Here is a 26,728-nt window from a genome sequence, read left to right as displayed (position 1 = left end):
GACTTCTCCTTCGCGGCTCCAGTCATTGGATTGACGGCTGATTGATCGTCTGCTGCAGCGTGGCGGCAATGCTTGATGTGCTGTCATCGCCAGAATAGGTGGCGGTGATTGTGTGGGTTCCTGCAGCAAGCACGGACGCTCCAGTGGCTGATTGCGAAACAGTCAATTGCGCCTCACCGCCTTTTAGGGCCACTACACCAAGCGAGGTTGTCTCATCTGTAAAGGTCACATTGCCGGTGGCCGTGGACGGGCTGACTTCTGCTGTAAACGTGACCGCTTGATTCAATGCAGATGGGTTTACAGAGGATGACAGTTTTATGGCTGCTTGCGGCTTGTTAACTGTCTGCGTGAGAGTGGCGGACTTGCTTGCAGCGTTGCCGGTATCTCCGCTATAGGCGGCTGTGATGCTATGAGCCCCGATTGTCAAGGATGCATCCGTCAATGTAGCCTTGCCGCCTGAGTCCAGAGTGCCAGTACCTATTGCTGATGAACCGTCGAAGAATTGCATCGTGCCAGTTGCGGATTTTGGAGATACTTCGGCTACGAAGTTCACAGCCGTTCCCAAAGTTGAGGGATTCAATGAAGAGCTAAGCGTTACGCTCGATACGTCCTGGTTGACTATTTGCGCGAACGCCGGAGATGTGCCTGGCTCATCGTTTGTGTCGCCGCTGTATACGGCTGTAATGGAATGCGTGCCGACTGCTAGTGTGCTGACAAGCAGAGTTGCTGTTCCTGCACTCAGAGTCGCTGCTCCGAGAACTGCTGTTCCATCGAGGAACTGGACTGTGCCTGTTGTCGTTGTTGGAGTAATGCTGGCAGTGAAGGTTACACCCTGGGCGACAGTAGATGGACTCAGCGAAGAGGTTACGGTTACGCTCGTTGCTACGCGGTTGACGGTTTGTGTGAGCAAGGTAGACGTACTTGTGGCATTGTTGCTGTCTCCGTTATAAACCGCAGTAATGGAGTGGGTACCTGCTGTTAGCGTCGTAACGGCTAATGTTGCAACGCCCTCGCTGATCGTACCTGTGCCAAGCGCTGTTGTGCCATCGAGGAACTGGATTGTGCCCGCTGCTGTTGTTGGGGTTACTGTTGCGGTAAGTGTGGTGGGCTGTGCAACCGAGGAGGGATTAACTGAGGAAGTGAGTGCCACACTGGACGGAATCTTATTGACTGTCTGCGTCAGTGCAGCAGAAGTGGCAGCAGCTGTATTGTCATCGCCGCTATAGATGGCAGTGATTGTGTGCGTTCCAATTGCGAGTGTTGTGATTGCCAACGTAGCAGCGCCGCCGCTGATGTTGACTGCACCTGTTCCCAGCGTTGTTTGACCATTCATAAATTGCACAGTACCGGTGGCCGTGGCTGGGGTTACTGTAGCTGTCAGCGTTACAGACTGATTCAGCGTAGAAGGATTCACGGATGAAGTTACTGACACGGTTGCAGTAGCTTTGTTGACTATCTGCGTCAACGCTGAAGATGCGCCGGGTGCATCTGAGGAATCACCCGCATAGGTTGCAGTGATGGGATGTGTGCCAACGGAGAAATTTGAAACATCGAGCGTTGCTATACCGTTGGTGATTGGCGAAGTTCCCAGTATTGTTGTTCCGTCCAGGAACGATACGCTTCCTTCTGCCGCAGTGGGCGAAAGCCCCGCGGTGAGAGTCACTGCTTGCCCAAACTGAGATGGGTTTGCTGATGAGCGGAGCGTAACTCCTGTAGGCGCGAGGAAAGGCACCATCGTTGGATCGCTCAGGCGACGAACATAGAAAGCGTACTGCTGGTTGCTGATTGCAGAGGCCCATGCATTGTTCGTAACTGGAGATATGGCAGTCAGGTTGATCGCACCTTGATACAACTTCAGCAGTTGCATTGGAGAGCGGTTTGCCAGTACTTGCGGAAGAGTTGGATTTATCGGCGTTACAGGAAGTGAGTTCTTGAGCGCTTCAAAGTTGTCGCGCGAAACGGGAATCAATGTAAGAACGGAAATGCTGGAGTATGCGCTGGATGCGAGCGTAAGATCGATGGGCGGCAGTGAGAGACCATCCTCGAGCAGTGCAGGGAGTTCATCACTCGGAATGATGCTTAGACGCACATCCATCTCTTGCGGGAAGAAGACCTGCGAGAAATTTTTCGTGTCGATAGCGTCCAGCGGAAAGCGTCCGCACCCAGGTATAGCCTGCAGAAAGTCCGAAGCCGTGATGTTGGCTTTTAGTCCGTTTATCTGACGCGTGGCAACGATGGACTGAAGCTGCATATCGTATTGCAACAGATAGGCTTCCTGTGCAGATGGATCGCTAAGGCCGAAGCGCACTCTGCTATATTGTTGCCCCGTATCGCGCCTGACGAGGTAAGGATCGATCCAACTGATTGAGCCTTGTTGAACGCTTACCAGCGCTAATGGAAGCAGGGAATCAGGAAGTGTGCTCGGGTTTCCGGTTAAGAAAATTTGCCTGGCGAGAGCTGCTTGTTGTTGACCAGCGGGGTAACCGGACGGCGGATTGGGATAGGGGATTAATGATACGACTGTAGTTTCTACGATGTCGCCATCATGCGTAGTGCGTGGCCCCTGCACAGTTGTTGGATACGAAGAGATTGGATTGGAAGTATGCTCCATGGGCTGCAAGCCGATGACATATAGGCCAGTGCGGTTTTTTGGCAACGGCCTGGGCATGATGGATAGCCCCAACTGCACGTCCATGGCGGCCTGTTCTGCCAAGCAGGGAAGGGAAACCGTGAGATCGGCGGCAACAGAAACCATTTCACCGGCAGGCGTGAGTCCTTCTCCTGCATGGATGACGAATGACCCCGACCCCACGGAGTTACCATTGGCATCGGTCTGATCCACCATAAGGCCGGTCAGCACCTGGAAGCCTTCCGCCTGTCCAAGGTCTACTTCGCGCTGTAGGAAGTAATCTTGTTCGCGTTCGAGATCCCGTGCGTCGAGGAAACGACCATCGAACCAGTATGGTCTTACTCGGCGGTTATCCAAAACTACCGAGCCATTGCTTTGGAAGGTGGTGAGATCTGGTTGGTCGAGCGCTACGCGCGTGCTGCCAGCGGTGTAATTAGGCATGGCGTTCTCCTAAGCCTCCGTTCCAGAAGGCAGTCCGATGAGTCGGGCCAGCAGCGCGTGCGGATACACGAACAAGCGCGAGTTATTGTCGATGCTGATTTGGGTCAGATCCCAGGTGGGAGGCTGGCCGGCTGTTCCTGCCTTTGCGGCAATGAGTACACGCGCTAAAAATACCGAACTGGTATCCATATTTGGCGGGTACTCTATTGCGGCCGCTGCGGGGCCGGCTGTTCCAGCGAGGAGCAGGTTCTGCAACTGCGTCGTTGTGGTGGGTGTTGCCGTCGGAACTGCAGTGGTGGTTGGCGCAGGTGTCGTTGTGGGAACGACTGTGGTTGTGACCACCGGTGTCGTTGTTGGAGATGTCGTGGTCGTTGGAGATACCGTGGTTGTCGTTGGCGCGGCTGGCGCTGTCAGATCCGCGCCGGGTGCTGTAATGGTTCCGGAGGCCTTCCATGGGTCTACTGGCGTGAGTGGGTTTAGATCTGTACGCAACACTAACTGCATCGCGAAAGAATCGAGTAGGCGATTGGCGGAGAAGGCATCAGTGGCATCGTAATCGTCTTCAGAGGCAAAGCAAGGAGTTAGTCCGCGCGTGCATCCAACAAATGTAGCGAAGACATCGCACATCAGATTGTGGCCGTCATGAATTGCGGTGTTGGGATCGGGTATTGCTGTTTGCTCGGAGACAGGATTCGCAAGCTGGCTCTGCCAGGCAGTAATCTGCTGCGTCAGCCATGTATTCAATACGATGCACAGTGTCTGTGGAGCATCAATGATGCGGCCAACGCGATCAATGGCGATGCCCGGTGTAACTTGCAGCTCCAATTTTGTCACATCGGAGCTTCCATCAGTTTGCACCAGTAGGCCAGAGACGGTCCCTGTACCATGGAGCTGGACAAGTGCACGTGCAAGGCGGCCACGATGGTAATCCTGGTCTGCCTGAAAGTCGTCCACGCCAAGCATGCGCCCGGTGGAGTAAAACACTCGCTGCGGCGTTATTGGCGGATTAAGAGTAAGAGTATCGGTTGCCATTGCTCAGGTCTCCAATCGCGGATCGAGGCTTGGGGCTTCTATGACTCTGTCGTAGCGGCCAATCTGGCTTGTGCCGAGAACCACGGGATCGGGCGGCGGTTCCGGCGCAAGGTAGCTGTCCACACCTAGCAACGAAGCTAGTCCAACCATGAAGGGCTGCGTTGCTACGCGAATCGCTGCTGCTACATGTGCCGGCTTTTCATGCTCTACGATCCTTTGCACAAGGTTGAGATCTACTGCTTCTACCTGGTTGTGAACGAAGACGGTCATTCGGTTCGCCAAGCTGTCATAAAATTGCTGGACTGCCGTTTGTTCCGTGAGGCTTTCTGGCAATTCGGCGGAGAATAGTGCAAGAATTTCTGCCCGGTCGCGCGGGTTGCCAAGGAAGAGCGTATCGCCGACGAATGAGTTGCTGCTGCCGGAATATCCGGGCAGGAGGGGATCATTCTGGACAGAGAGATTGGCTCCGAGAATGGTTGCAAAGATATGACGCAGGCGAAAATCTTCCACTACGATCAAGGCGCCGCGTGTGCAGAGACCATTCGTAGCAATATCCAATGCGAGTGTTACGCCTGCAACTGTTCCGCGCTGCTTGTGCAATTGCGAGGCTGCAAGCAAACGTGCGCGACGGCGGTCCTGCGGATATCCTGCAGGGTTAAGTCCGACCCAGCTACCTAGCCAATTCAATGCGCTGTCCGGTGTTGCTTCCGGCCGCGTTAGTAGATATGCATTCGCCACGCGGTCTTCGATGCGCGTCATCTGTGCTTCAAAGATGTTTACGAAGCGCTCGAAGAAATCGCGATGCGTGCTCGCTCCGGGCTGGTCGGCATCCGGGCTGAACTTGTTTTCGCGGTAAATGGATGGGAGATAGTTGCGCACATAGGAGTAGCGCGAAGACCATGCGCGCAGTGCGGCAATTTGCGGAGTGCTGCGACGGTCTCCGTATAGCTCGATGCGTATGCCCAGAAAGCGGCCAGCCAGATTGCGCACGACACGTCCTGTACGTTGTACGAGCACCATAAACAGGCCTTGCTGATTGGGTACGGGCACATCATCGCCTAGCAGCGGTTGGGCAAACGGAACTTCAGAGGGAATCGACAGCCATACTCCCCTTGGTGTCTGTGGTGGCAGGGCCGACATGTCCGCATCGCCAAATGCGTGCGGATACCACGTTGCAGTTGGCGAAGTGATTGCGGATGGTTGGTCTGCCGCTGTAAGCCATACAACTACAGAGCAACGTGGAGGGATGATTGCTTCCATGAAGACTCGATGCCATGTCGCTTGTGCTACGCCACTATCGATAATTTTGGGAGAGCGCAGATCAGTTGAACCAAAGCCAGCGAGTGAGTTGAGGGAGAGTGGCAGCAATGGAAGCAGTTGCTCATCATCTGTGAATTGAACGGAGCCAGTGGCTGTATTCGGTGAGACTTGCGCTGTGAATGTTACGGGCTGTCCTGCCAGCGAAGGATTTGGCGAAGAGGTAAGCGTGACCGTGGACGCTGCTTGCACAACAGATTGCACCAGTGTGGCGGAAATTTGTGCGGGATGCGATCCATCACCGCTATATGCGGCTGTAATCGAATGGTCTCCGACAGCAAACGATGTAACTGCAAGCGTGGCGACGCCTGCGCTGATGGTTGCTGTTCCTAGCGCCGTTATGCCGTCGAGGAACTGGACTGTTCCGGTAGCTGCCGGAGGCGCGACTATTGCCGTAAGCGTCACGGATTGCGCGACGAGAGAGGGATTTGCGGATGTGCTGAGTGTAACTCCGGAAGCCTGGTCGGCAACCGTCTGCACAATAACAGGAGAGGTTTGCGCGGCATTGGCGTTATCTCCGCCATAGACAGCGCGGATGCGATGAGGACCCGTTGCCAGTGATGAGAGTGTGATTGTCGCATTTCCGCTTTTCAACAAAACTGGCGACAGAAGGGAATTATTCGCAGCGTAGTAAGGAGGCAAGCCCAGGCAATGTGCGAAGGGGCCGCTGTTGATGCCAGCCAGTACGTATGTATCACCCGTTGCCAGTAGTGTTTCGGTGATTTCTGAGATATCGAAGATTAATGCCTCTTTCAGTCCCGTGGCCAGCACTGCAACTTTGGACTCACCCAGCCATGCCAGCGAATAAGGCCAGAGAACGCCATTCAACTTCCACGGAGTTGCAAGTCCAGTTGTGAAGTTGAAGAAGCGCAGATAGGAAGCTGTATTTGCTGCGGAAGACGCTGCCCATGAAAGCAGTACAAATTGTTCATCGGCCACTGTTAATCCAACAAACACCTCTCCTGCAGGCAGTGCATATATTGTTGTCATCCGCGGTGGATTGGGGTTTGGTTCGACAGGGCGCAAAATGCCTGAATTAGGAACATCTATGGGGCCAACTTGTAGCGGAGCACCTGTCACTGTGCCCAGTTGTGGTTTCGTTCTGTCGAGTGCGAGCACACCACCGGTTGTCAGCGCTGCCAGCCGCCAGAATGTAAACCCAGGAACGGTGAGTGTGAAGTCCGGCCATCGTCCACGGCGGTCAATGAGCACAAGGGAACCGCCAACAGCTACGTACAGAATGCCGTCATAGCCCATTGCCAACCCGGTGACTGCCTGACCAGACGGGGCCGAATAAATTTCCACTTCACCTGGGCCGCTTCCCCCCACCATGACTTGCCAGTTAACAGAATCCCAACGCGCGTAGTTGCCGAACGTGTCGCACGTCATCGGTACGGCTTCCACCAGGCTGTCTGCGGCTGCAAAGGATTCAACTGGAGGATTGCCGAGACGCATGCTTGCAAGTTGAAGCCGGTTGGATGAATTGCAGTAGTAAAGCGTATTGGCCGGGAAAGGCGCAAAAACCGGAGCGCCTGTCGAATAAGCGGCGGGAGAGCTTCCCAGACCGCCGCGCGCTACGGTCAGGTTCATGCCTGTCCAGTCTACGGCGGAAACGATCAGTGTTTCCGTGCCTATTTGCAGAAAGACGCCCGGCGCAAGCCCTGCTGGTGCATTGTGATTGGAAAGAGAAGTTGTGGCTGGTGCAGGTGGTTCTGATGTTGTCGAAGTGGGAGCCGCTGTGACAGGCGGTGGCAAAGTTGCTTGCACGGAGATTTGCGTATCATCTGCAGCAACACTGCTGTGCAAAATTCCTACAGGGCCAAGCACCAGCGCGCCCGGTGGATGATTGGTTGACGTTGTTCCTTGTGCACCTCGCGTTACTCCCAACTGTAAGCCTGTCTCATCGATTCCATTGACAGCCATAATTTCAGCATCGATGGATACAAACTCTGGAGCGCCTGCCGGGAGCGGAGTGAGCAAGACAATCTGAGTGTCCGCAACTCCTACGCCGAGTGCAAGCGAGGATACATCGTCGGCTGCGGCGGAAGCACCAGCAACGGGCGGCGACAGAGGCCAGTCACTTTGCTGGCTCAGCATCCAGAATTTGAGTCCGTTGGAATCCATTCCACTTCACTCAGCACAAGTTGGGGACAACCGGCACTGCGACCGTGTTGTCGGTTTCGATTGCAGGAGTCAAGCTTCCCGGCTCTACGCCTGAGCCATCCGCGCCGGGGGTTACGAGCACTTGCAGAACTTCCGGTAGTTGCCAGTCTTCAAGTGTTAGTTCCGCATTACCGCTCGCGGGAGTAATCTGCTGATATCCACCACCGCTCACTGGCTGGAACAACTGCAGACCATTAACTTCCACTACGCCTGCAACCTGACTCGCAATCACTTCGAGCTCAAGACTGCGCACGGTTCGACCAAGAGGCCATCCTTGCTGACTTGGTCCACCTGGAGGATCGGGCCACAGATACTGGCGCAATGCTTGCTCCACCTGTTGGCCTACCTGCAACAGGCCATACCCGCTTGCCACTTCAACCGCCACGCTGATCCCAAGGCCAACATAGTCGGTACCAATTACATACATCTCCGCGGCAACAGGGCGCTTTGGATTCAGATATCCGTAGACGTTTTCGAGCAGTGTCCTGTCGGCACGTGGACAGGGCGGTTGCAAGTTGCTCTTGGGAGGAATCACCATCACGGAAACGACACCGGGGACATTGGTATCCAACGTCTGAGGCTTGAAGAGAGGAAGCACCTCTACGCGTGCCACTCCACTGCCAGGCATCTCCTCAACGAGTGACTTGTAGTCGTTTGCTGTGACTGCGCGTTCCTGATGGCGCAACGTAGCCGGAATTCGCTGTTCTGCCTGATCGAGTGATTCAGAATCAGCGCCACCAGTGGTATCGATGGGCTGCTGTATTGTTAGCCCTTGAACCTGATTGCCGGATGTGTCCGTTGCGCTGCTGAATGTGGTTAGTGTGCCTGCTGGAAGATTGCCCGCAACGCCACCTCCAGCACGCATTAAACGCGCACGCACCCGGCGACCCATTGGAGGAATCATTCCGCGCATCTGATCCCCAAAAGTCACACTCCCAGCTTCCGGGTCCAGTTGATACGCTGCTACCGGACCCTGCTGCACCGCAAGATCATCCACTTGTGTCCATAACTGGAAACCGAGGCCGGGCATATCTACATCAAGCTGAAAAGTTGATGGATCGATCTGCGTTTGTGCGAGCGAAAACTGCTGGTTGCCGGTACCGTCACTTACACCGATAGACACATTATTGAATGTTGTGCGCTGATCGATTGGCACTGCGTTAATGCCAGCCCAGCTCAATGTCAGCGGGCTTTGGACGTTGATGCGAATCCATGTTACGAGCATCGAGTCGATATTCGGATCATCGATGCGTGGCGGCTTCGGCCCCACACCGGCTTGTGTATCGCTGCGCACGTCATTCGCTGGCGCGCCTATGTCAGATGCTTGCGGCAATACCAGTTGCACAATCCCCGCAGTGGTGAGCCCTTGCGTTGTATCGCTTGCCACGCTCAACGGGTAATACACAAGCGGCTCCCCAGCAGCCGTGCCACCGCTGATTTGCCAGGTGATTGGAATCGGCGATTGTGGGCCGTACTCTGCGAGCGGATCTGTAGGCGTTATGGCTGGAGCGAATCCGAGGCTAAGAATGCGCGTTCCGTCCTTGCCACCGAGCACAGCGCGTATGCTGCCGAGATTTGCCGGCTTGCCTGCCAGCAGGGCAACCCACAGGCACTGATCAATCGTATCGTTGTATACATCTATGCCATTGGGATCAGCCGCATTGTTGGCGAAGGCAGGCGTAGTTGTATAGCCAGAAGGAATATTCGCCATGCTGTAGAGTGACTGCATTCCCTGCAGTAATGGCAAAGCAGCTTGTTGTTGTGCTGTCGTCAAAGGGGCCTTGATGTATGCCTGCGCAGTTACAGGAAGCACATCAACCTCTGACAAAGTTTCAAATTTCACTGGCCCTGAAACCGATGCGCCAGTGGCCAGCGTTACAGCATTCGTTGCAGATGAATTCAAAAATACTGAAAGTATTCCAGAGGCTGCTGCAGCGGGCTGCAGAGGCAACCCAAGCAGCTTGAGAAATGCGAGCCGCTGGCGTTCCGGAATCAGGTTTGCCCGGTAGAGTACCGAGTCAGCAAGCCACGCAAACAGCTCGATCAATGTGCGGCCCGGATCTCCTGGTTGCTGAATCGTCCACTCTGGCGTATGCGCGGGAATGCTGGCCAGCATATCCTGCACTAGGTCGCTGTAAGAACGGTCGTCAAGAGCTGGTGGTATCAGTGGCACTGTTCTATCCGCCTTGCTGCATGGTTACGCCTACCTGCTGTTGCTGATTGGTGCGCAACAGGCGGTAGAAAATCTGTACATGGACTTGTGACGGAGCACCCGCTATCGTCTCAACTTCTACGTTGTCTACGGAAATTCTTGTTTCATACGTTTGCAAAGTATTCATGATTGCCGACTGAATCTTGCGCCGGACAGCAACAGTATTTCCTTCATCAAGGAAATTCTGTAGCCCTGCGCCAAAGAGAGGCTGCATAAGCTGTTCGCCGGGCTGAGTTGTGAGGATGATGCGAATTGAATCGCGCACGCACTGCTCCAGCGAGTTGTAGCTCAACGCCCCGTTTTGCGGATACGGCAACAACGGCCAGGAGATCGGATCGCTGTAGTTTGTCGTTGCCATTAGTCCTCACTTCCTGAAGTGCTTGGCGCAGCTACCGGGAGTGGAATGCAAATCTTGATAAACGGTAGCCACCAAAAAACGATATTCAATAGTGATAGAAAAATGTTCAGTACAAAGAAAGCGCAGATAGTGATGAGCGGAATACTGAAGCCGCAGATCCAGTTAATGTTGACTCCGGAAGATGATCCTGCTGATGGTGATGTTAGGCTTGATGACTGCATGGCGCTCATTAGTTTGGGAGGTACAGCAAACGAAGCGCTTGGCTTGGAGTTCTTGAGCGTGTTTGGATCGAATGGGTCAGGCATAGGCACGGGCGCGGTCGATCGCCCTGCGCTTTCATACCATGCGCCAAACCGGAAAGGATCGCTGTAGTCGCTCCATAGCAGTTGCGTTGGGCAGGATGGCGTCTCGCCTTGAATGCGGAAGAACATGCGCATGCGATAGAGACGGCTGGCATCTTGATAGCGCCCTTGCGGTGATGACGAAGCCTGGCCGCGTGTCTGCAATACCGATTTCATAACTGCCAGCAGGAAGTTCTGCTGTTCGTCATTGAAAAATTGCCACTGAATCGGCATGCGCAATTGCGGAACATTCGGCGTTGATGAATCGTTGGGATCGTAGGCAATCAGCTTCGTGGCGGCATCCTGATAGAAAGCCCCCATTGGCTTGGAAATATAGGCCTGGATATTATCGTCAAACACTGTGACACTGTATTTATCCAGTTCATTGAGCAATGTCTGTGCCGTAGTTGAGCCGTCGAACGCATTGAATACTGAGTACAAGAGCCGCAATGTGGCCGCGAAACTTGTGAAGTCGCTCTTGCCTTGCGCCTGAGCATTGGAATCAATCATGAGCTGATAGGTCACATATTGATCCGCCTGTGGAACGACATGACTGCCTGCTTTTAGAAAGACTGTAAGCAGTGGTAACAGGTCGTCATCGGCTAATTGTGAAATGGAAGATGACTGCAGCGTGTTTGTTTCGCTACTGGCTGTAGGGATCAGCGCGTAAACCATGGTGCGCTGTGCAGCGTTGCAGACAGCAGGTGCAGCGGCAAATGCGGGTGTCCAGCTTTCTGTCAGAGAAGATGAGAGTGACTGACTTGTAAGCAGCAGGTCCAGATCTGGTCTTCCTGATTGAAGCTGCGGACGTTCTGTAGGGTCAGGGTCATCGTCTGGAGACCAGATTGGCGGCAATTGCAGCGATCCATTTTGTGCGACTGCCGGAGGCTGAATCCATCCCGACTTCCCGGTAGGATTTTTCATCCACGGCCATGCGGAACCTGCTGCACTGCTGATCTGACTTATGCCATTGACACGCGGCACACGGCGAATTACCAAACCGGCAGAAAGTATCTTCGTAGGATCTACACGCGGAGAGCCCATAACTTTGCAATTCAACTGTACTAATGCCACATGTACTACGCCCGATACAGGCTGATAAAGCGTTGCCGGAGATGTACTGGAAGTAGTTATGGGCTGCGCGGAAGAAATTCGTGTTGCAGAAGATGTGCTTGCCTGATTTGGTTGCGGAATCGTTCCGAGATCGCGCAGGAAGGCATCCGGAAAATCTTCCCGGTTCATTTGCAGCACGGTGGGCGTCATTTGTGTGGCCCCGGAGAACTGCACACCGTTCACCGCTATGTCATGCTTTACCATACATTCCCAGCTCCAGGCGTATATGTGCTTGAGACCACCGTCGTTGCAATTAACGTGTCACACTGCACAATTCCGCTGAACGTGCTCATGGCAGCGTTCACACTTACCTGTGGCGATGTCACAGAGACAGAAGATGCCGCTGTTATTTGCACTTGTGCTGTCGGCGCATTGATCGTTACGCCGCTGGAATCAATCCGTACAGAAGTCTGCGAAGAATCGCTGAACTCAATCGAGCTACCTTCATCGGTCATCTTTCCTGTGAGTCCGCCAGGCGTGGTGAGCGAGATAGTAGCGCTGGATGCTGGCTGCTCCACAATTGCGATGCGCGTGCCTGCCTTGCCTGTGATCGTCCAGCGGTCTACGCTGTCACCTGATCCGCCAAGTGCTTCAGGAGCTGTATCGGCGCCGTTCCAAAGGCTGCCCAGCACGATAGGGAAACGGGGATCGCCTGCGAGAAATGCTACGACCACTTCATCACCCACATCCGGAATAAAAAATGCACCACGATTGTCGCCCGCAAAAGGCACCGATACGCGAGCCCATACGGGCCCGTCCTGATCGTTGATTCCATCTGCGTTATACAGCCGCACCTTCACGCGGTTATGACTCGACGGATCATTGACATCGGTCACCGTGGCCAGGAATAGGGCCGGCCCGAGGAGTCCTACCATCGTGTCTCGCATGAGCATGCTCATTGGCCGTCTCCCAGGTACGCGCATTCTGCGGTGAACTCTGTTTCATAGCCCTTGTAGATATCGAAGCGATGCACTGTTGCCGTGGTGTAGTAAGTGTTAGAAAACCGCGGCCCTAACCCCGTCAACGTCAGATAGCTTCCTACACGCAGTGATGGATTGCCTTCTGCCACGCCTCGTGCCACCACAAATCTGCGGCTTCTCTGAACAAATTCAGCATCCACAAGAGCTTGTGCATCTGTCTCGTTGAGCGTTGCATATTGAGCTAATTGTTCTGATCGATTTCCGATCGCATCCGAAAGCCACGATCCTCCGGTGCGTCCTGAACCGGGACCAAGAGACGTTGTATTACTGGTAACGGAAATTGTTTGCCCCTGATCGTAATCCCATCCCGTAGATGTAATCTGGTTGACCTGATGCGCAAGGTCCGCCATTACACGCACTTCATGCAGCTGGCTATTCATATCCAGCACAATTGCATTACGCTGAGCGCTGCTGCGCAGCGTAGCATGCAGTTCCGTGCCCACCACCTGCAAATCCGCGTCATAGCGAGCGAGCAGGCGGCGCAGAAAATACAAATCACTCTCGTTGAACTGAAGTTCGTCACCAATAGTGGCATTAAGGTCATCGGTCACGGGAGTCAGCCCTAGATTGTTCGCGACATCCTGCAGAATGCTGGAAAGCGATGTCTGCTCCCAGTTCTTTGTGCGTCGCTTCATACGAGCGCCTTGCAGCGTGTCCTCTGCCATTACCATCAGTTCCGGCGGTCCATCACTGGGATAAACGAGTTCCAGCGCAGATACTTTACCTCGAAAAATCTCAGTTGGCGAAGTAACGAGACCGGCATACACTGTAAGGCTTGTGCCGAGTTTTAATATCTTCCCATCTTCAAAAACCATTCCTGCTGTCCCGTCGTTGAAAGTGCCAAAGTTGCTGAGGCGTAACTCCAGGCTCGACATTCCCGCTTCCTGCTCGCGCATCTTCATCGCAAGCAGTTGCGCAGTGACTTTGTCGTTCAATTGCCCTTCCACCTGCACGGTGGGTACGGCGCTGTAAACGGCAGCGGTGGTGACGGGAGTCTCAGGCATAGGTCCTTAGTCCGCGCGCAAACGCAGTTCGCGTTCGCGATTCCTTTCTATCTCGAACATGATTTCTGCCTTAGTATCGTGCTTTGAATGCTCGTTGCTTGATGCAGTGTGCGATGCGTTTAGTTGTGATGCAGGCTGCTGCGTTTCAACTTGCAATTCATCGATGTTGACTGCCATATTCTTCCTCCAGAGCGGTGCTGCGCATCAGTCCCCGTCAAATGTCAGCCGGTCAGTCAGGCTGGAATTCACGCCTACATTGGCTGAAAATCCCGCCTGAGCAAGCGCTATACCACCCAGCCCAAAACTAGCCCCAGCGCCCGCAGAAACATCCGATCCCACTGTCGAAGGCAACATCCGTGACGGATCCAATTGCGCCGTTGTGCTTACTACAGCACGCCCTCTTTCGAGTCCGGAAAACGCGCCCTGCGTTGCAGGCACACCGGCAGAAGCGGATGAACCAAACAGTGCTCCGCCTCCCGTTGCCAAGGCCACTTGCCCACCTGCGCTGGAAGAAACACTTGCGCCAATGCCGAACGAAACACCTGCTCCGCCTGAAACGTTAGTTCCACTCGATACTCCAACTCCACCAGTCAGGCTTAGCCCTAACCCTCCTGAGACTCCAGCGCTGGCAGAAGTGCTCGTAGCAAATCCCACAGCAGGATTTAGCTGAATCCCATTGCTGACAGACAGAATGGCTCCTCCTGTGAAGCGCGGATTCTCAATGTTGTTTGCACTCGCAAGTGCGCGGGAAGCATTTGCATCGCCGCCCTGTGTGGCAAACGCGGTTATACTTGTGCCACTAGAGCCTGGTCCATTCGATGAAGTGTTTTCGTCTTGCCCCGCGCCTGGCCCAGTGCCGGATGTTGGCACAAGGGTGGATGGATTACTGGTGTTTGAGCCGGCACTCTGCACGGTTGATAAAGTCTTATTCTGTTGTGCCAGCCCAATACTTACTAGAGATCTCAACGGAATCCCATCTGCAGAGAAGAAATCGATTGTCTCCCTGAAAGATTCCATGTAGCCCTGAAAGTGGTATGCCCCCCAATCAAAGCTCAGTACAGGAGGCGCAGGCGGGTTTTGTCCATTGTCGTTATTGTTAGCGCTCAGCTTGTTTGACGCCGACGAGGACTGCATAAACATTGCAACCTGGCTTGTTATCGTCCGCACATCCGAGCCTGTATCTGTTGCATCGAATTGCAGGTCCATCGTCAGCTTGCCCGTGAATATCGCCGCATACTGCCGCCTATTCGGGTCTCCGCTTTTTTGCGGGCTCGATCCCTGGACTGTGTACACGAGAGAAGACGGATTAAAGTGCACGGTAATCGGCGTGCCTGTGGGCTTTCCATCTTTGCCTAGTGCTGCTAGCGTCGCCTTCACCACCGTTGGCGGAGTTATCGAATTGGGATTTGTCTGGCTCATTCCACACTCGCTTAGATTGAAAGCAGTCCCTCATGCACAAAGTGCAATTCCTCGATGCCAACCTCGGTGGCCTTGCCATTCAGATCGGCGAACTTGTATTTCACGGGCATTGCATGCACCAACTGCCATGTCACAACGGAATTTTTCTTTCCATCCAGCAGCGTGATTGTTACTTGTAGCCGTTGAGAAAACTGCCCGGTAGAGACTTTATTGAAGATTGACCACACACCAAAGTCCGCACAGACGCCGCGTTTCAGCACCACAGTGGCGAAGGTCACACCGCCGGCTCGTTGTGCAGAGCCGTAGTTTCGTCCGCCTTCCTTAATCGCCTTAGGTTCCATCGTGGCTTCAAGGCCAGTGCACTCGGCAAAACTTAGCTCTACAGTTGAGCCAGGCGAGGACTGAACAATCGAATCCGCTGCTACTTCCACCTTGAAGCGGAACACGTGCATCGGGATCAATGTGGATGCAGTTGCCATCAGTTTGCTCCCGCCATTACCGCAATACTTTGAGCGCTGGCTCCACTTGTTTCGATTGCAAGCGTTACTTCTATGAGTTCAATCGTGGAAGCTGCGGTGAATGTTACCTGTGCAATCAAACGCCCGTTGTCCAGATCGTTCTGCGTCATCGTGCTTTCATCGCAGCGAACGGAAAAGGCGTCCTGTGTGGTATTGCCATCGAGCGCATTCAATTGCCAAAGCTGAGTCATTAACTGCACAAGTGTCAGCTCTACTCTTCTCCACAGAACCGGGCCGTTATTTGCAAAGACAATTCGCTCTCCAAGTTGCTGTGCGGCTCGGCAAATCACTGAGACAAGCCGGTGTACTCGCGCTGGACGGTATGCTTCGCCTGGATACGCGGTAACATCGGAGAGCAGCCGCAATCCAGAAGGTGTAAAGCCAAACAAACTCAGTCGGGTAATCAATGGCTTCCATAAGTTATCACCCCACATCGGAACTGCAAGGGGTACAGCCAGTTCCTGCGCGGGCAATGCAGGCGACACATCAAAGGCCTCGGCGGGCACCACCTTTACGGCATCCATAAACGCGCCACGTGTTAATGCGTTGCGAGCAAGAATACCGACAAGCACGCCATCCGGCGGCTCGAGTGATTCATTCAACACGCCTGAGCCAGTTGTCTTGAGCCACGGATATGTCAACTGTAAAAACGCTGTAGAGAGTCCTGGATTGGCAGGTACGTCATTGTCATAGCCTGCAGGAATGTTCTCCGTCATCAAGCTCGTAATCACGTTATGAACATCCTGCGCCAGCACAGCGCTCGATGGGCTTTCAATCAGGGCTGCGGGATTCAAATTCTGCGGCATCGGAAAAGCCGCAACAAGCTGGATGTTACGAATGCCGTTTGTCGAGAGATACTGCAGTATCGTCTGTAAGCTTGGCGCCCATCGATGTGCGTAATCATCAGGAGCTAGCCGCGGAGCGGGTAGGGAATAAACAGGAGTCGCCGGAGGTTCAGGACTCTCTGGCGTGCACACAATAAATTGTGCGGCCCCGGTCACATTGTCCGGAACTGTGCCGGATGCAACCGTTGCCTGCGATGCTGCAAGCAGAGGAAGATCCGGCAAGGTCACGAAGGACACCTCGGGCAACCCTCCCAGATGTCCTACGCCATGCCAGCTTCGGCGGTCATCGACGGCGTAGACATCTCCGGGCAACAACGATGCCAGCTTCCCCAGTTTGTCCGTATCAGTGTCTAGCTGCGTTACGGGATCGTCCATGCGAACGATGTAGCAGCGTCTGCCTCCCTGTGCAAAGAAAGAGCGCACTGCTGCTGCAACGTAGTCCGTTCCATAGCTTGATGAGGAGCCGCCAGGATCGAAGAGGGAAGTGAATGTCGCGTAGCTCTCCACCGGAATTGGAATATCGGTGAAGGGCGCATCTGTAGATCGCGCCAACGGTCCATCTGTCCATCCATGAGCCTGTAGCCAGGCCAGAACAGCAGCGGGAAGCACTGCACCCGCTGCAGCCCTTACTAGGCCTACAAACAACGCGATGTCATTTCGCGCCGGGTCGGTATCGACAACCGGACGCGCATTGTCAAACACGATGCGGCTCATGACTCACCTTCACAACCTTCTTTGGCTGCGCTGCTCTTATGAAGCGGAAGAGATTTCGTATCCTTCTACAGAAAGCACCAGTTCTTCCATCGCAACGTCGCCGCCGCCTTTACCAGCCAGCGTTGGCCCGGTGTACTTCATCGGGGCTGCGCCGTAGAGCTTCCACTTCTGCACGGGATTACCTGCTTCGTCGTTTAGTGTGATTACTACGTCCTGCTTGGCCGAGTAACCATTTGTGCGAGTATCCGAGATCCACTGCCACAAATCCGTGGAGTTCACCACGCCGCGCTTCAGCGTGACGTCGCCTACTTTATGCGAACCTGGAATCTTGCGAACATGCGGGTTCTTTTCATTGCCATTGCGATACTCGGAGATATGAATATCCGTCTCCAGTCCGGAGACATCGGAAAATCCGCCTAGCGGAGAGTTCGGGCCCGACGTGATATTTCCAAGATCAACGGTGTAGTTATATGCCGGTAACGGGGGGCGAGCTGTGGCCATGACAATTCTCCTTTGTGTGTCGCTATGAGCTTAGCCTTGAGCCAGAGCAGTTGTCTGGCCGATGCGGAAGATGACAAACTCGGCAGGCTTCAGCAGTGCCACGCCGATCAGGCAAATCATGCGTCCGTTGTCGAGATCGTTCTGCGTCATGGTAGTGCGGTCGCAGCGAACAAAGTATGCCTGCGATGGGCTATCGCCTAGCAGATTGCCTGCCAGGTACTCAGCGTTAAGGAATGAGTCGATGGACTCCTTTACTCGCGACCACAATGCCGGCCCGTTGTTTTCAAAGACCGCCCACTGCGTGCTGTTATCAATCGAGTGCTCCAGATAGATCAGGTAACGACGCACATTCACGTACTGGAACTCAGAGTCTGATGATGCCGTTCTTGCGCCCCATACACGATAGCCGCGATTCGGGAAGTAGCGCAGACAGTTGATTCCCAGTGGATTCAGGATGCCTTGCTCAGCAAAGCTGATGTCGCGCTCCAGCCGCGATGCACCGAGCAGTACTTCATTTGCGGGAGCCTTGGAGACTCCGTTCTGCTGATCGTTGCGCGCATAGATGCCGGCGATAAAACCCGTCGGCGGTACAGCAATTTCTGCAGGGATTGCCGAGCCTGAAGTGGCAAGAGGATTCGGCGTGATAACCCACGGTACGTACAGCGCCGCATAGCTTGAGTCAATCGCGCTGCGTACCTCTTCATTGTCCGAAGCAAGTTGGTTCGGAGGCGTTTCCAGCACAGCAATACGGTAGGCGCGCTGCTGGCTCACATGCGTAATCAGACTGTTGATGGTGTCCTGGCTTGATGCAAAGATGCCTGAACCCGGTGCGCCAACTATAGCGATGTCTTCCAGGGAAGTGAACAGTGCCAGCGCTGCATCGTAGTCCAATGATTCGGGCTGCAGTCCGTCACTCCCGCCTGCCAGAGTATAGGTTGACACAGTGGTTGCAGTAGGTCCGCCCCAGTTAGGGAAGATAGTCGCGAAAAGCTTCGCTGCGCCCAGGCCTGAGCCGATCGTAAAGGCAACCTGATTCTGTAGCGCGTCAATATGACGCGGCGGTGTTTGTCCAAGCACCGTGCCCAAGTAGTACGGATGTGCGGGATCAAAGCCAAGCCCGTCATACACAGCAGGAGATCCCGCAGCGTTAATCGCCGTCACCTGCATGGTCAGCACATAGAGTCCTGAAGGCGTTACAGAAGGAAGCTTGTTCTCATCGTTCTCGCCATTCGCAAATGCTCCTGTTATGCCATTGGTATAGAACTGAATAGGAGCAAACACCGCTGCATTCGTCGAATGTGCTATGCCACCCGTCCGCGCTGCTACGGTGACCACTGTTCCCGTCGGGTCCACGCTTTGCACAACTAGAATTTCGTTATCAATCTGCAGAATTGCCGGGATGCCACCAGTGGGCCTAACTGCGGAAGCTGCAGGAGCCGCTGTAGTGGTTGGTGCTACCGTCGTAGTGGCTGCTAGCGTAGTCGTCGGCGCTGCTGTAGTGGTTGGTGCTGCAGTTGTAGTAGGTGCCGGCGTAGACGAAATTGTGAGCTGTGTGTCCGTCGCCGTCATGCTTTTGAAAAGCACGCCAACTGGCGCAAGTACTGCAGCTCCGGCAGTATGAGCAACAGGAGATCCTCCGCGAGTGACAGAAAGAATCGTTCCCGTTGCATCTGCGCCTGTCACGTTCATCGTCTCAGTGTCGATACGCACGCTCGTTGGAGTGCCGTTTGGAAGCGGCGTATTCAACGTGATGCGGGTATCGGTTGCGCTAATGCTCGCGGCAAGCGATGAAGTATTCGCTGCGGAAACCAACAACGAGCCTGGCGGCAAACTGGATACGTTCTGTGTGCGCGCGGCCTTCAGCTTTACGGAAACTGTCTGATTTCCGGCTGCTCCGGGAAAGCGTGCGGAAACTATTACATTCGTTGGGGATGACGTACCGCTTGTAGCAATTCCTGATTTGCCAGGATTTGCTGCAAAGACACGCGAAACATACAACTGCGCCCCGCCGTTATCAAAGAACGTCTTCACCGCCATCGCCGTGTAGTTCGTGTTCTGCGGGTCAGATGTATTGCCGCTAAGCGTGAGAGGATTGTACCCGCCATAGATGTTCTGATAGTCACCGAAGCTGGTCAGCAGTTCGGGAGTTACACCGATTGGTCCCGTAAGGGTCACACCAGCAAATCCGGCGGTGCTGGTTCCTACGCCTTCAATTGAAGGTGCACGGAAGCTGACTTCTTCAACGTAAACACCGGGTGTTAGATACTCGGGCATTGCTCCTCCTTGACTTACACGGGAATCGTTAAGGCGACGGAAACCGTCTGGCCTGGTCCAAGCTGAATACCTTGCGACGTGCTCAGCGGAGGATTCGTCGTCGCAAGCTGCTGCAGAATGTCATCGGGATTGGAAACCCAGCCATCCGGCTGGGTGGATATTGCTGGGTCATACCATGCGGTAACCGTGGCCGCAGTTGTTGCCTCAATCACAGAGCCCGAACTACTTGAGCTTAAGTTCAAGCCCAGGCCTGGCACCGCCAGCACAGTCTCGCCATTGTTGTTGGTCACTCCGGTAGCAATTGATCTGCCATCGCTTGTAATGATCACGACAGCCCATGGCAGTGGCTTTGTTACATTGCTTACAACTGCAGTGCGCACCACTGCCCAGTGAGGAGCCAGCGTTGTAGCCGGAGTTGGATAAAGAGTCACACTTTGTGGTGAAGTTACTGGCGCAATCGTTGCAGCATTGACGTTCACTGTTGTAGTCGGCGCGCCCGTTGTAGATGCTGGCTGTGAAGAAACAGGCAATGGCTGCGGAGCGGCTATTGTCACGCGCCGTGAAAGATACTTCAGCGTTGGGTCCTGAATTGTAACCTCATAGTTCTGTGGCGCAGGCCAACTTGTGCTGGCAACCGGAGCCATAAATTCATCCGTAAGCGCTGATAATGCAGGGTTCGCCTTCACGTCCATCACGGCAAACACGCCACGACGATTACGCCGTAACACCAGTTGATTTGTCGTTACAGTCAGCGGAGCAGTAATCGAACTATTCGTGATTGCATCGACACAGACGAAGCCCGCAAGCACACGACGATCAACGTTCTCGTTCATTGCGTAACTCCGTCCTTTTCAAAGGTGAAACGGGTAGCTACTACAGGTGTCTCAGGCGTCTGGTCCATATCAATGCGTACTACCCGCGCAATATAAGCAACACTTAAGCGGTACTTGGGCCCCAACGCATCCCATATGCGCAGAATATCTTCGAGACTCAAGTCAGCTGGCACCAGTTGAATGCTCTCCGTGGTGTGCCAGATAGTGCTCGGCCTCAGAATCGAGTTGTCCAGAATTGGCGTCGTTTGCAGTTGCATCATCGTCCAGCCAAGAATCGTCTGCTCAGCTTGCGGGTCCGTTCCCCAGTAAGTAACTAAATAATGAAGATTGAGAAAGAGAACGGCTTTTCGATTGGGTATATCTTGTATTCGCGTTGCTGTCCGGAAGTTCTCATCGTAGGTAATGCGGTGCAGAAAAATTGTCACAACCTGGTCCAGGCCTGTTGTGTCTTCTTCTGCTATTTGAGAACTGGAAACCAACTGAAATTGGACGCTGGGAAATTGCGTCTTCAGTGCGGGAGGGAAACTGTTCTGTAGAAACTGCGCAATCGAGTTTCCAACCGCATAGATGGCCGTGTAGTCTGCCAAGCCGCTCCCCCTGCTGTTGAAAAGCACACGGAGTTATATCCTTTGTCCGCATATCCGCGGCTGAAGGAAAAGCACCGGCAACGATTGCCAGTTTTGCTCTTGTTGCTAGGTAGTGCAAGCAAACTGCAAAACGTGACTAAGGGAAGGGAAGAAATAATTTAGAAAATCTAAAACACAACATAACGAACGAAGTTTATGGAGCAATCACAATTGGCGCGCGCCAGAAGCTGGCTTTTGATGTTGCTGGATCAAGCACTGTAACCTGGCATTGGTACTGGCCAGGAGTAAGAGAAGCAAGCGCAATGTCGAAACTGAGTGGCGTAACGCCGAGGCGCGTGCTGGTGCTGGGAGTAACCGCAATTGGCGTCGAGCGGAAGACCTGTGTGTCTCCAGAGTATAGACTCACAAAAGCGATTAGCGGTTGCGCCTCAGGTGGTGTAGAAGGAGCAGCGGCAGTTGCAGGCGGTTTGTAAGCCTGCAGGTAGACATACAATTCACGATTCGCACTGAAGACGCGAGTTACGCTGGGCACAAGCTTCTTACCATTCTGCACCAGCGGATTCACAGCCTCTTCTTTTTCACGCTCTTTCGCCTTCGCTGCATCATAGAGGGCCTGATGAACATCTACGCGTTGGCTGCTGAGTACAACGGAGCTGATGGGAACTCGCTTCTCTTCTTTATTGAGATTGGGAATAATAAACGTCGTTTGATATGTTCCGATACGCCCCGTTTCATCATCCCGTGCGAGGAACTTAATCATGTACTTGCCAGGTAAAAGTGTAAATCCTGTGTCGTACTCGATGGGACGGTGAGCAAGTTCCGCAGCGGTTGCATCGGAAAGCTTGATGTTCACGTTATCGCGCACATTGCTGACGGTTACACCGCCGACCATATCCTTGATTTCACCAACGAAATCGATGAGCGTGTGTTCCGCGCCGCCACGCTTGGCAAGTGCCAACTCCCGTCCAGGAATTTTGACCACGATTGGAACAAAATACTCCGCGCGGTTGAGTTGGAAGTGGTCGATTTCCACGGCAAGCGAGAGATCCGTGATGGGATCGTCGAGCATCAGCGCATCTTCAAGCTGACGCTCCTTATCGACAGCAGTAAAGTGACTGAACTCTTTATCAGCATAGTAGCCTTGACGGTAATCGAGCTTAGCCTCTGTATTCTGTGCGAGAGAGATACGCACGTGACGGAATTTCCCGTTACGCTCGGCATTCGTGGTGTAGTAGCCAATCACGTAGTAATCAGAAATGGCATCCTGTGCCTGCACAATGCCGCGGCCCAGATCATTGGAGTCGAGCAGCGCTTTACCGCCTGTGTCTCCTGCCAGTGCATAAAGCGTGTCTTGTGAAACCTGGAACTGATTCGTAACAGAATTGGCAGCAGCGCCTGTATAGATGCTGGCGCTTCCTGCCGAACCTTGTGTGGCATCACCAAGAGGGGCTTCCGCAACCAATCCGCGCGCATCGATAGGCCAGAAAGAAACACCGGCCTTAATAGCCGCATCCACTGTGGCATGTAGTTGCGCCTGATTATCAATACCGTTCAGGCGAAGTCCACCGGCAAAGTAGATGAGAGATTTCTTCTCATTGATCTGACCTAGCATCCTCGCAGCGGTTTGAAGAGCCGAGAGCTGCCGATCAGTATTGAAGATATTGAACTCGCTATCATCCTGCCCAAAGGCTGCACCTGTGTCTGCGCTGCTTGAATCATCTATACTCTCGGTGGAGTCCTGAGCCTCACCAACAACCAGGGTCTCAAGAACACTGAGCAGACGATCGCGGTCCGCAGTAAAGTCCTGCAATATATCGACAGATGCGCTGTTATAGCGCAGGATTGAAACAAGGTCTACCGTAGTCATCTGCGTGCGGATGAACTGCTCTGCGGCATGAAGAGCACGAAGCTGATCGGCAGGACGCATCGCCGACATATCAAAATAGAGCGCAAGCAGGCGATGATTCTTGTAATGTTCGCTGTCCGGGTGCTCAGGTGTAATCTGCGTGCGGTTCAGCTTTTTATATATCTTGATATTCTCGTCACTGGACTTTGTAACGGGAAGCGGCTTGGCATTCTCCGCAAGGCTCTGATAGTCACAAAAACGGATTGTTTGCGGTGCACCATCTTCCGTAACAGAAAAGTCCTTCGCTGTGAGACCACGAATCGGATTGCCTTGCTTGTCCTTTACGCTGACGGTTTCAACAACCAGCTGCACCTTTACCGTAAGCGTGTAATTGTCTTCTGTACCAGCGGGCTTATTCTGACCAATCTGTTGTGCGCTGGCCAGTGTTGCGCATGCAAGAGTAAGAAGGATAGCAAGCAATCTGCGCATGGTCAGAACCTCATCCGTATGGTGGTTTGCACACTGCGCATAGAGTTAGGAGAAACAGGCAAGCCGAATTGCGGATTGCTGACCGTCAAGTTGCCGACGGTCGTATTCCACCCAGTAAAAACAACATGATTAAGCAGATTAGTTGCGTCGAGGCGCACATCAAGAAAGTAGCGCCCATGCGGACGGAAGGTTCGCTGCATTGCGCAATCGAGGCTAAACTGATCTGGTCCAGTGATGGAATTTCTACCCGCAGTACCCCATGCGCCTGCTGTTGGAGCAGCGTATGCTGTAGCGTTCAGATGCGTGCTGCCTGTTGATGTATAAATTGGTGTCCCGGTGAGCGATGGGCGTATTGATCCTGTCCAACCCGTGCCGGGAATGACTGCAGAATAGAGAGGCGTAAGTGGTAGGCCTGAGCCTACATTGATTTGCGTGAGGATCGTCCACTCCTTCAGCAAACGTCCAGGCCAGCCGCCAAGCAGCGTACCGCCTTCAAGCCCCTGTCCCGTGGTGTACTGTGCTTGCACATTCAGAAGATGCCGCTGATCGAATGCGGAGAGTGAACGCTCGGCCCTGAGGTTCAGCCAATTCTGCGCAATGGCCGGAGCTGATTGCAATGCAGAAGCAGCGGTGGATGCCGATGTAGAAGACTCCTCTTGCGAGTTGCTTGTACCATGCCCCTGCCCGCCAAGCATTGCATCATCATCAATCGATTTTGAATAGGTATAGAGCAGGGAAGCCATAAAGCCTGCACGCAAGCGGCGGCGTAGCTGTGCCTGCAACGACTGCCGTGTGGAATTACCGCCGGAACTCTCATAGACAAAACCCGATGGGCAACTGGGACAGGGATTGGTTATACCGAGAGGGTAGCTGTTTGGCAGAAACTCCTGCACTCCATGCGTTCCTTTTACTCCAAGATAGGTCAGCACTCCCTGCATGGCTCCGGGCAAATCACGCTGCACTGCAAGCCGCCACGTCTGCGCATAGCCAACTCGAAAGTTGGGATCCATGGCAAATGTATTGGGTGTAGTCGAGGCGCATTGCGGAAAACCATTCGCAAGTGTCAGTGCACAGCCAGGGCCATTTTGTACTTTGACGGTTGTCGAAAGTGGGGCCTGCTGTGCAAGCTGCAATACAGGAGTTAGATACACAGTCGTGTCATGATAAATTCCATAGCCTGCACGAATAACCACTGTAGAGGCAGGAATAGGCCGCCATGAAATCCCTATACGAGGCTCGATACCCGAACGGTCAGGACGAATTAGCGATGAAGGATAATGCTCTCCCGTAAGCGGGCCAATCGGGTTGCTACCCAGCACTGGCTCTGCGCCATGAAAACCCCGCGAGACATCGAGATTGACAATCCTGCCAAATAGTTCCGTTATCGGTGCACCGTACTCCCAGCGCAATCCTGCATTAATGCTCAGGGAAGGAAGCACCCGCCAATCGTCCGTTGCATAAGCATCATAGACAGTCTGACGCAGATATTTATCCGCATTGCCGTATGCGATGGAGCTTGCATCAGGAACACCTATGAGGAAATCAGCCAGGTCCGATCCTGTAGCTGTACCAGTAAAAGTAAATGTGCCGCGCGGGTCCTGCTGAAAGAGCTCGTTGTACTGTTGCTTGCGAAGATCAGCGCCAACCGTAATGTTATGGTGACCTCGGTAAATGCCCGCTGATGCAGAGAAACCATCCGTGCGAGTACGATTAAACGCGCTCTGTGCGTCGCTGAGCGGAAAGATGCCGCTTGTAAAATTCAACGCAGGAGGCCCCCAGTTTTCAGGATCGGTATTAACGCCTCCTATGCCTGCATCTGCTTCAATATTCTGTTGATGCTCAAACTGAGGCCGTACCAGCGTTCTCTCCCGGCTAAAGCGATAAGTAGCATAGAAAAATATATTGCCATTAAAGCGATGCGACCAATTGATATTCGTATTCAAGCCAAGCGTATCGGTGGTATCCACAAAATGAAAGAGGCTTTCGCTTGCCGCACGCGTGCTCTGGAGATTGAAGTTCCCATACACCTGGTCACGGCGGCCAAGCGTTTTGTCTAATCGTAACTGCACCACATCCTGATGGCTGCTGTTCAGCACAGGTACCTGGTAGTTATAAAGAGGATTGCCGGAGATATTCGGCAAAGGGTAGAGCTTCAACAATGCTGCAGCCTGCACATTGACTGGAACCACGCTATCTGGATACGGCTGACCCGTCGCAGGATCAATGATAGTGGAAGGCTGTCCCGCAGCATTCTGCAGGTTACCTTCGCGCTCAGCCTCCGTTGGCACTAGCGCCGCATCCGTTGCAGCCGTATGATTGCGTGTCCACTGATAAGCCAAAAACATAGTAGGCCCACGTGGCATCAGACGCGGAATCCGCAATGGTCCTCCAATCGTAAAACCAGCAGTGATGCGGTCATAATCAGGCTTCGGAGTGTCGAATCCGCTAAGCGAATACTGCTTTGCATCCAGAGCGGAATTATCCAGAATTACAGCCACGCCGCCGTTATAAAGGCTCTTTGAGTTCGCACGGCGATTACCAAATGCCCGATCCAAGGAATACTGCGAAGTAGCGGCATTGTTCACACTGCCATTTACTAGAAATCCGTCATTGCTCTGTTGATTCTGATCGTCAGCGGGCTTGGGAATTTCAGCCGGAGTATTGGCCGCCTGTGCGTCCGGCTTCTTGGGCGCCACAGCCTGCACAACAGGCAGCGGTGCACTCGCCGGTTTTATTTCCGTCGCCATCTTTTTTAACTGCTCCATCGGCAGCATGGCGAGTTCAAACTTTCCAGGAGTTACCTGTGAAGAAATCGTCACTTCCGAATGAATGCTCTCGAACCCCGGCAGTGATATTTCGAGCTTCCATACACCATCCGGCAAGTTCTCAAAGCGATAGAAGCCACGCTCATCGGAAAGAACCGTAAAGTGCTTCTCGCCTTGTGTCGCTGTAACTGTTGCGCCCGGAGCAGGTAAGCCATTGAATGCGACCTGTCCGTAATATTCCGACGCAATGGCCGATCTGGCACCGCATAAGCCTGCAAGCGCTGCGACGAGCAATGATTTGGCGAGCCATCGTTTCATAGGCGTGTGCCTTGTCAGGAATTGTTGAA

At 53.7% G+C, this 26,728-nt stretch carries 18 protein-coding genes; all 18 read right to left on the bottom strand.

From position 1 onward, the window contains the following. Window positions 1-22 precede the first annotated feature (22 nt). Window positions 23-3,070: an Ig-like domain repeat protein gene (locus AC5S3R_RS16450; protein WP_494268244.1), complete on the bottom strand. Its 3,048-nt coding sequence runs from the start codon at window positions 3,068-3,070 to the stop codon at window positions 23-25. A 9-nt stretch (window positions 3,071-3,079) separates the two neighbouring features. Continuing rightward, complete coding sequence (locus AC5S3R_RS16445; RefSeq protein WP_494268243.1) at window positions 3,080-4,102, bottom strand: hypothetical protein; 1,023 nt, start codon at window positions 4,100-4,102, stop codon at window positions 3,080-3,082. A 3-nt stretch (window positions 4,103-4,105) separates the two neighbouring features. Next, window positions 4,106-7,543 (bottom strand): Ig-like domain repeat protein, encoded by a 3,438-nt coding sequence (locus tag AC5S3R_RS16440; protein WP_494268242.1) that lies wholly within the window; start codon window positions 7,541-7,543, stop codon window positions 4,106-4,108. Between the two features lie 10 nt (window positions 7,544-7,553). Continuing rightward, a complete protein-coding gene (locus AC5S3R_RS16435; RefSeq protein WP_494268241.1) occupies window positions 7,554-9,755 on the bottom strand; it encodes a putative baseplate assembly protein in 2,202 nt (733 codons plus the stop codon). Window positions 9,756-9,759: 4 nt separating this feature from the next. Then, window positions 9,760-10,152, bottom strand: a complete 393-nt coding sequence (locus AC5S3R_RS16430; RefSeq protein ID WP_494268240.1) for a GPW/gp25 family protein — start codon at window positions 10,150-10,152, stop codon at window positions 9,760-9,762. Continuing rightward, a complete protein-coding gene (locus AC5S3R_RS16425; RefSeq protein ID WP_494268239.1) occupies window positions 10,152-11,810 on the bottom strand; it encodes a hypothetical protein in 1,659 nt (552 codons plus the stop codon). Before AC5S3R_RS16425 ends, AC5S3R_RS16430 begins: the two co-directional genes overlap by 1 nt. Further along, window positions 11,804-12,505 (bottom strand): phage baseplate assembly protein V, encoded by a 702-nt coding sequence (locus tag AC5S3R_RS16420; RefSeq protein ID WP_494268238.1) that lies wholly within the window; start codon window positions 12,503-12,505, stop codon window positions 11,804-11,806. The genes AC5S3R_RS16425 and AC5S3R_RS16420 overlap by 7 nt, the downstream gene beginning before the upstream one ends. Beyond that, the gene (locus tag AC5S3R_RS16415; RefSeq protein ID WP_494268237.1) at window positions 12,502-13,590 is read right to left on the bottom strand and encodes a phage late control D family protein; all 1,089 of its coding nucleotides are present in this window, start codon (window positions 13,588-13,590) and stop codon (window positions 12,502-12,504) included. The genes AC5S3R_RS16420 and AC5S3R_RS16415 overlap by 4 nt, the downstream gene beginning before the upstream one ends. 6 nt (window positions 13,591-13,596) lie before the next feature. Further along, window positions 13,597-13,767, bottom strand: a complete 171-nt coding sequence (locus tag AC5S3R_RS16410; RefSeq protein WP_494268236.1) for a hypothetical protein — start codon at window positions 13,765-13,767, stop codon at window positions 13,597-13,599. A 27-nt stretch (window positions 13,768-13,794) separates the two neighbouring features. Further along, window positions 13,795-15,009: a CIS tube protein gene (locus tag AC5S3R_RS16405; protein ID WP_494268235.1), complete on the bottom strand. Its 1,215-nt coding sequence runs from the start codon at window positions 15,007-15,009 to the stop codon at window positions 13,795-13,797. An 11-nt stretch (window positions 15,010-15,020) separates the two neighbouring features. Then, on the bottom strand, window positions 15,021-15,488 hold the full coding sequence (locus AC5S3R_RS16400) for a phage tail protein (protein ID WP_494268234.1): 468 nt from the start codon (window positions 15,486-15,488) through the stop codon (window positions 15,021-15,023). After that, on the bottom strand, window positions 15,488-17,086 hold the full coding sequence (locus tag AC5S3R_RS16395; RefSeq protein ID WP_494268233.1) for a hypothetical protein: 1,599 nt from the start codon (window positions 17,084-17,086) through the stop codon (window positions 15,488-15,490). Before AC5S3R_RS16395 ends, AC5S3R_RS16400 begins: the two co-directional genes overlap by 1 nt. 36 nt (window positions 17,087-17,122) lie before the next feature. Then, window positions 17,123-17,587: a phage tail protein gene (locus tag AC5S3R_RS16390; protein ID WP_494268232.1), complete on the bottom strand. Its 465-nt coding sequence runs from the start codon at window positions 17,585-17,587 to the stop codon at window positions 17,123-17,125. 30 nt (window positions 17,588-17,617) lie between these two features. Beyond that, on the bottom strand, window positions 17,618-19,861 hold the full coding sequence (locus tag AC5S3R_RS16385) for a phage tail sheath subtilisin-like domain-containing protein (RefSeq protein WP_494268231.1): 2,244 nt from the start codon (window positions 19,859-19,861) through the stop codon (window positions 17,618-17,620). Window positions 19,862-19,875: 14 nt separating this feature from the next. Then, window positions 19,876-20,694, bottom strand: coding sequence for a hypothetical protein (locus AC5S3R_RS16380; protein ID WP_494268230.1), 819 nt, complete (start codon window positions 20,692-20,694; stop codon window positions 19,876-19,878). Continuing rightward, window positions 20,691-21,281, bottom strand: coding sequence for a Pvc16 family protein (locus AC5S3R_RS16375; RefSeq protein WP_494268229.1), 591 nt, complete (start codon window positions 21,279-21,281; stop codon window positions 20,691-20,693). The genes AC5S3R_RS16380 and AC5S3R_RS16375 overlap by 4 nt, the downstream gene beginning before the upstream one ends. Before the next feature lie 193 nt (window positions 21,282-21,474). Next, a complete protein-coding gene (locus AC5S3R_RS16370) occupies window positions 21,475-23,616 on the bottom strand; it encodes a VWA domain-containing protein (RefSeq protein WP_494268228.1) in 2,142 nt (713 codons plus the stop codon). Between the two features lie 2 nt (window positions 23,617-23,618). Further along, complete coding sequence (locus tag AC5S3R_RS16365; protein ID WP_494268227.1) at window positions 23,619-26,699, bottom strand: carboxypeptidase-like regulatory domain-containing protein; 3,081 nt, start codon at window positions 26,697-26,699, stop codon at window positions 23,619-23,621. Between the last annotated feature and the right edge of the window lie 29 nt (window positions 26,700-26,728).

This window comes from Occallatibacter sp. FHG110214_02 (genome assembly GCF_059115385.1).
This window is presented reverse-complemented; position numbering and strand designations above follow the sequence as displayed.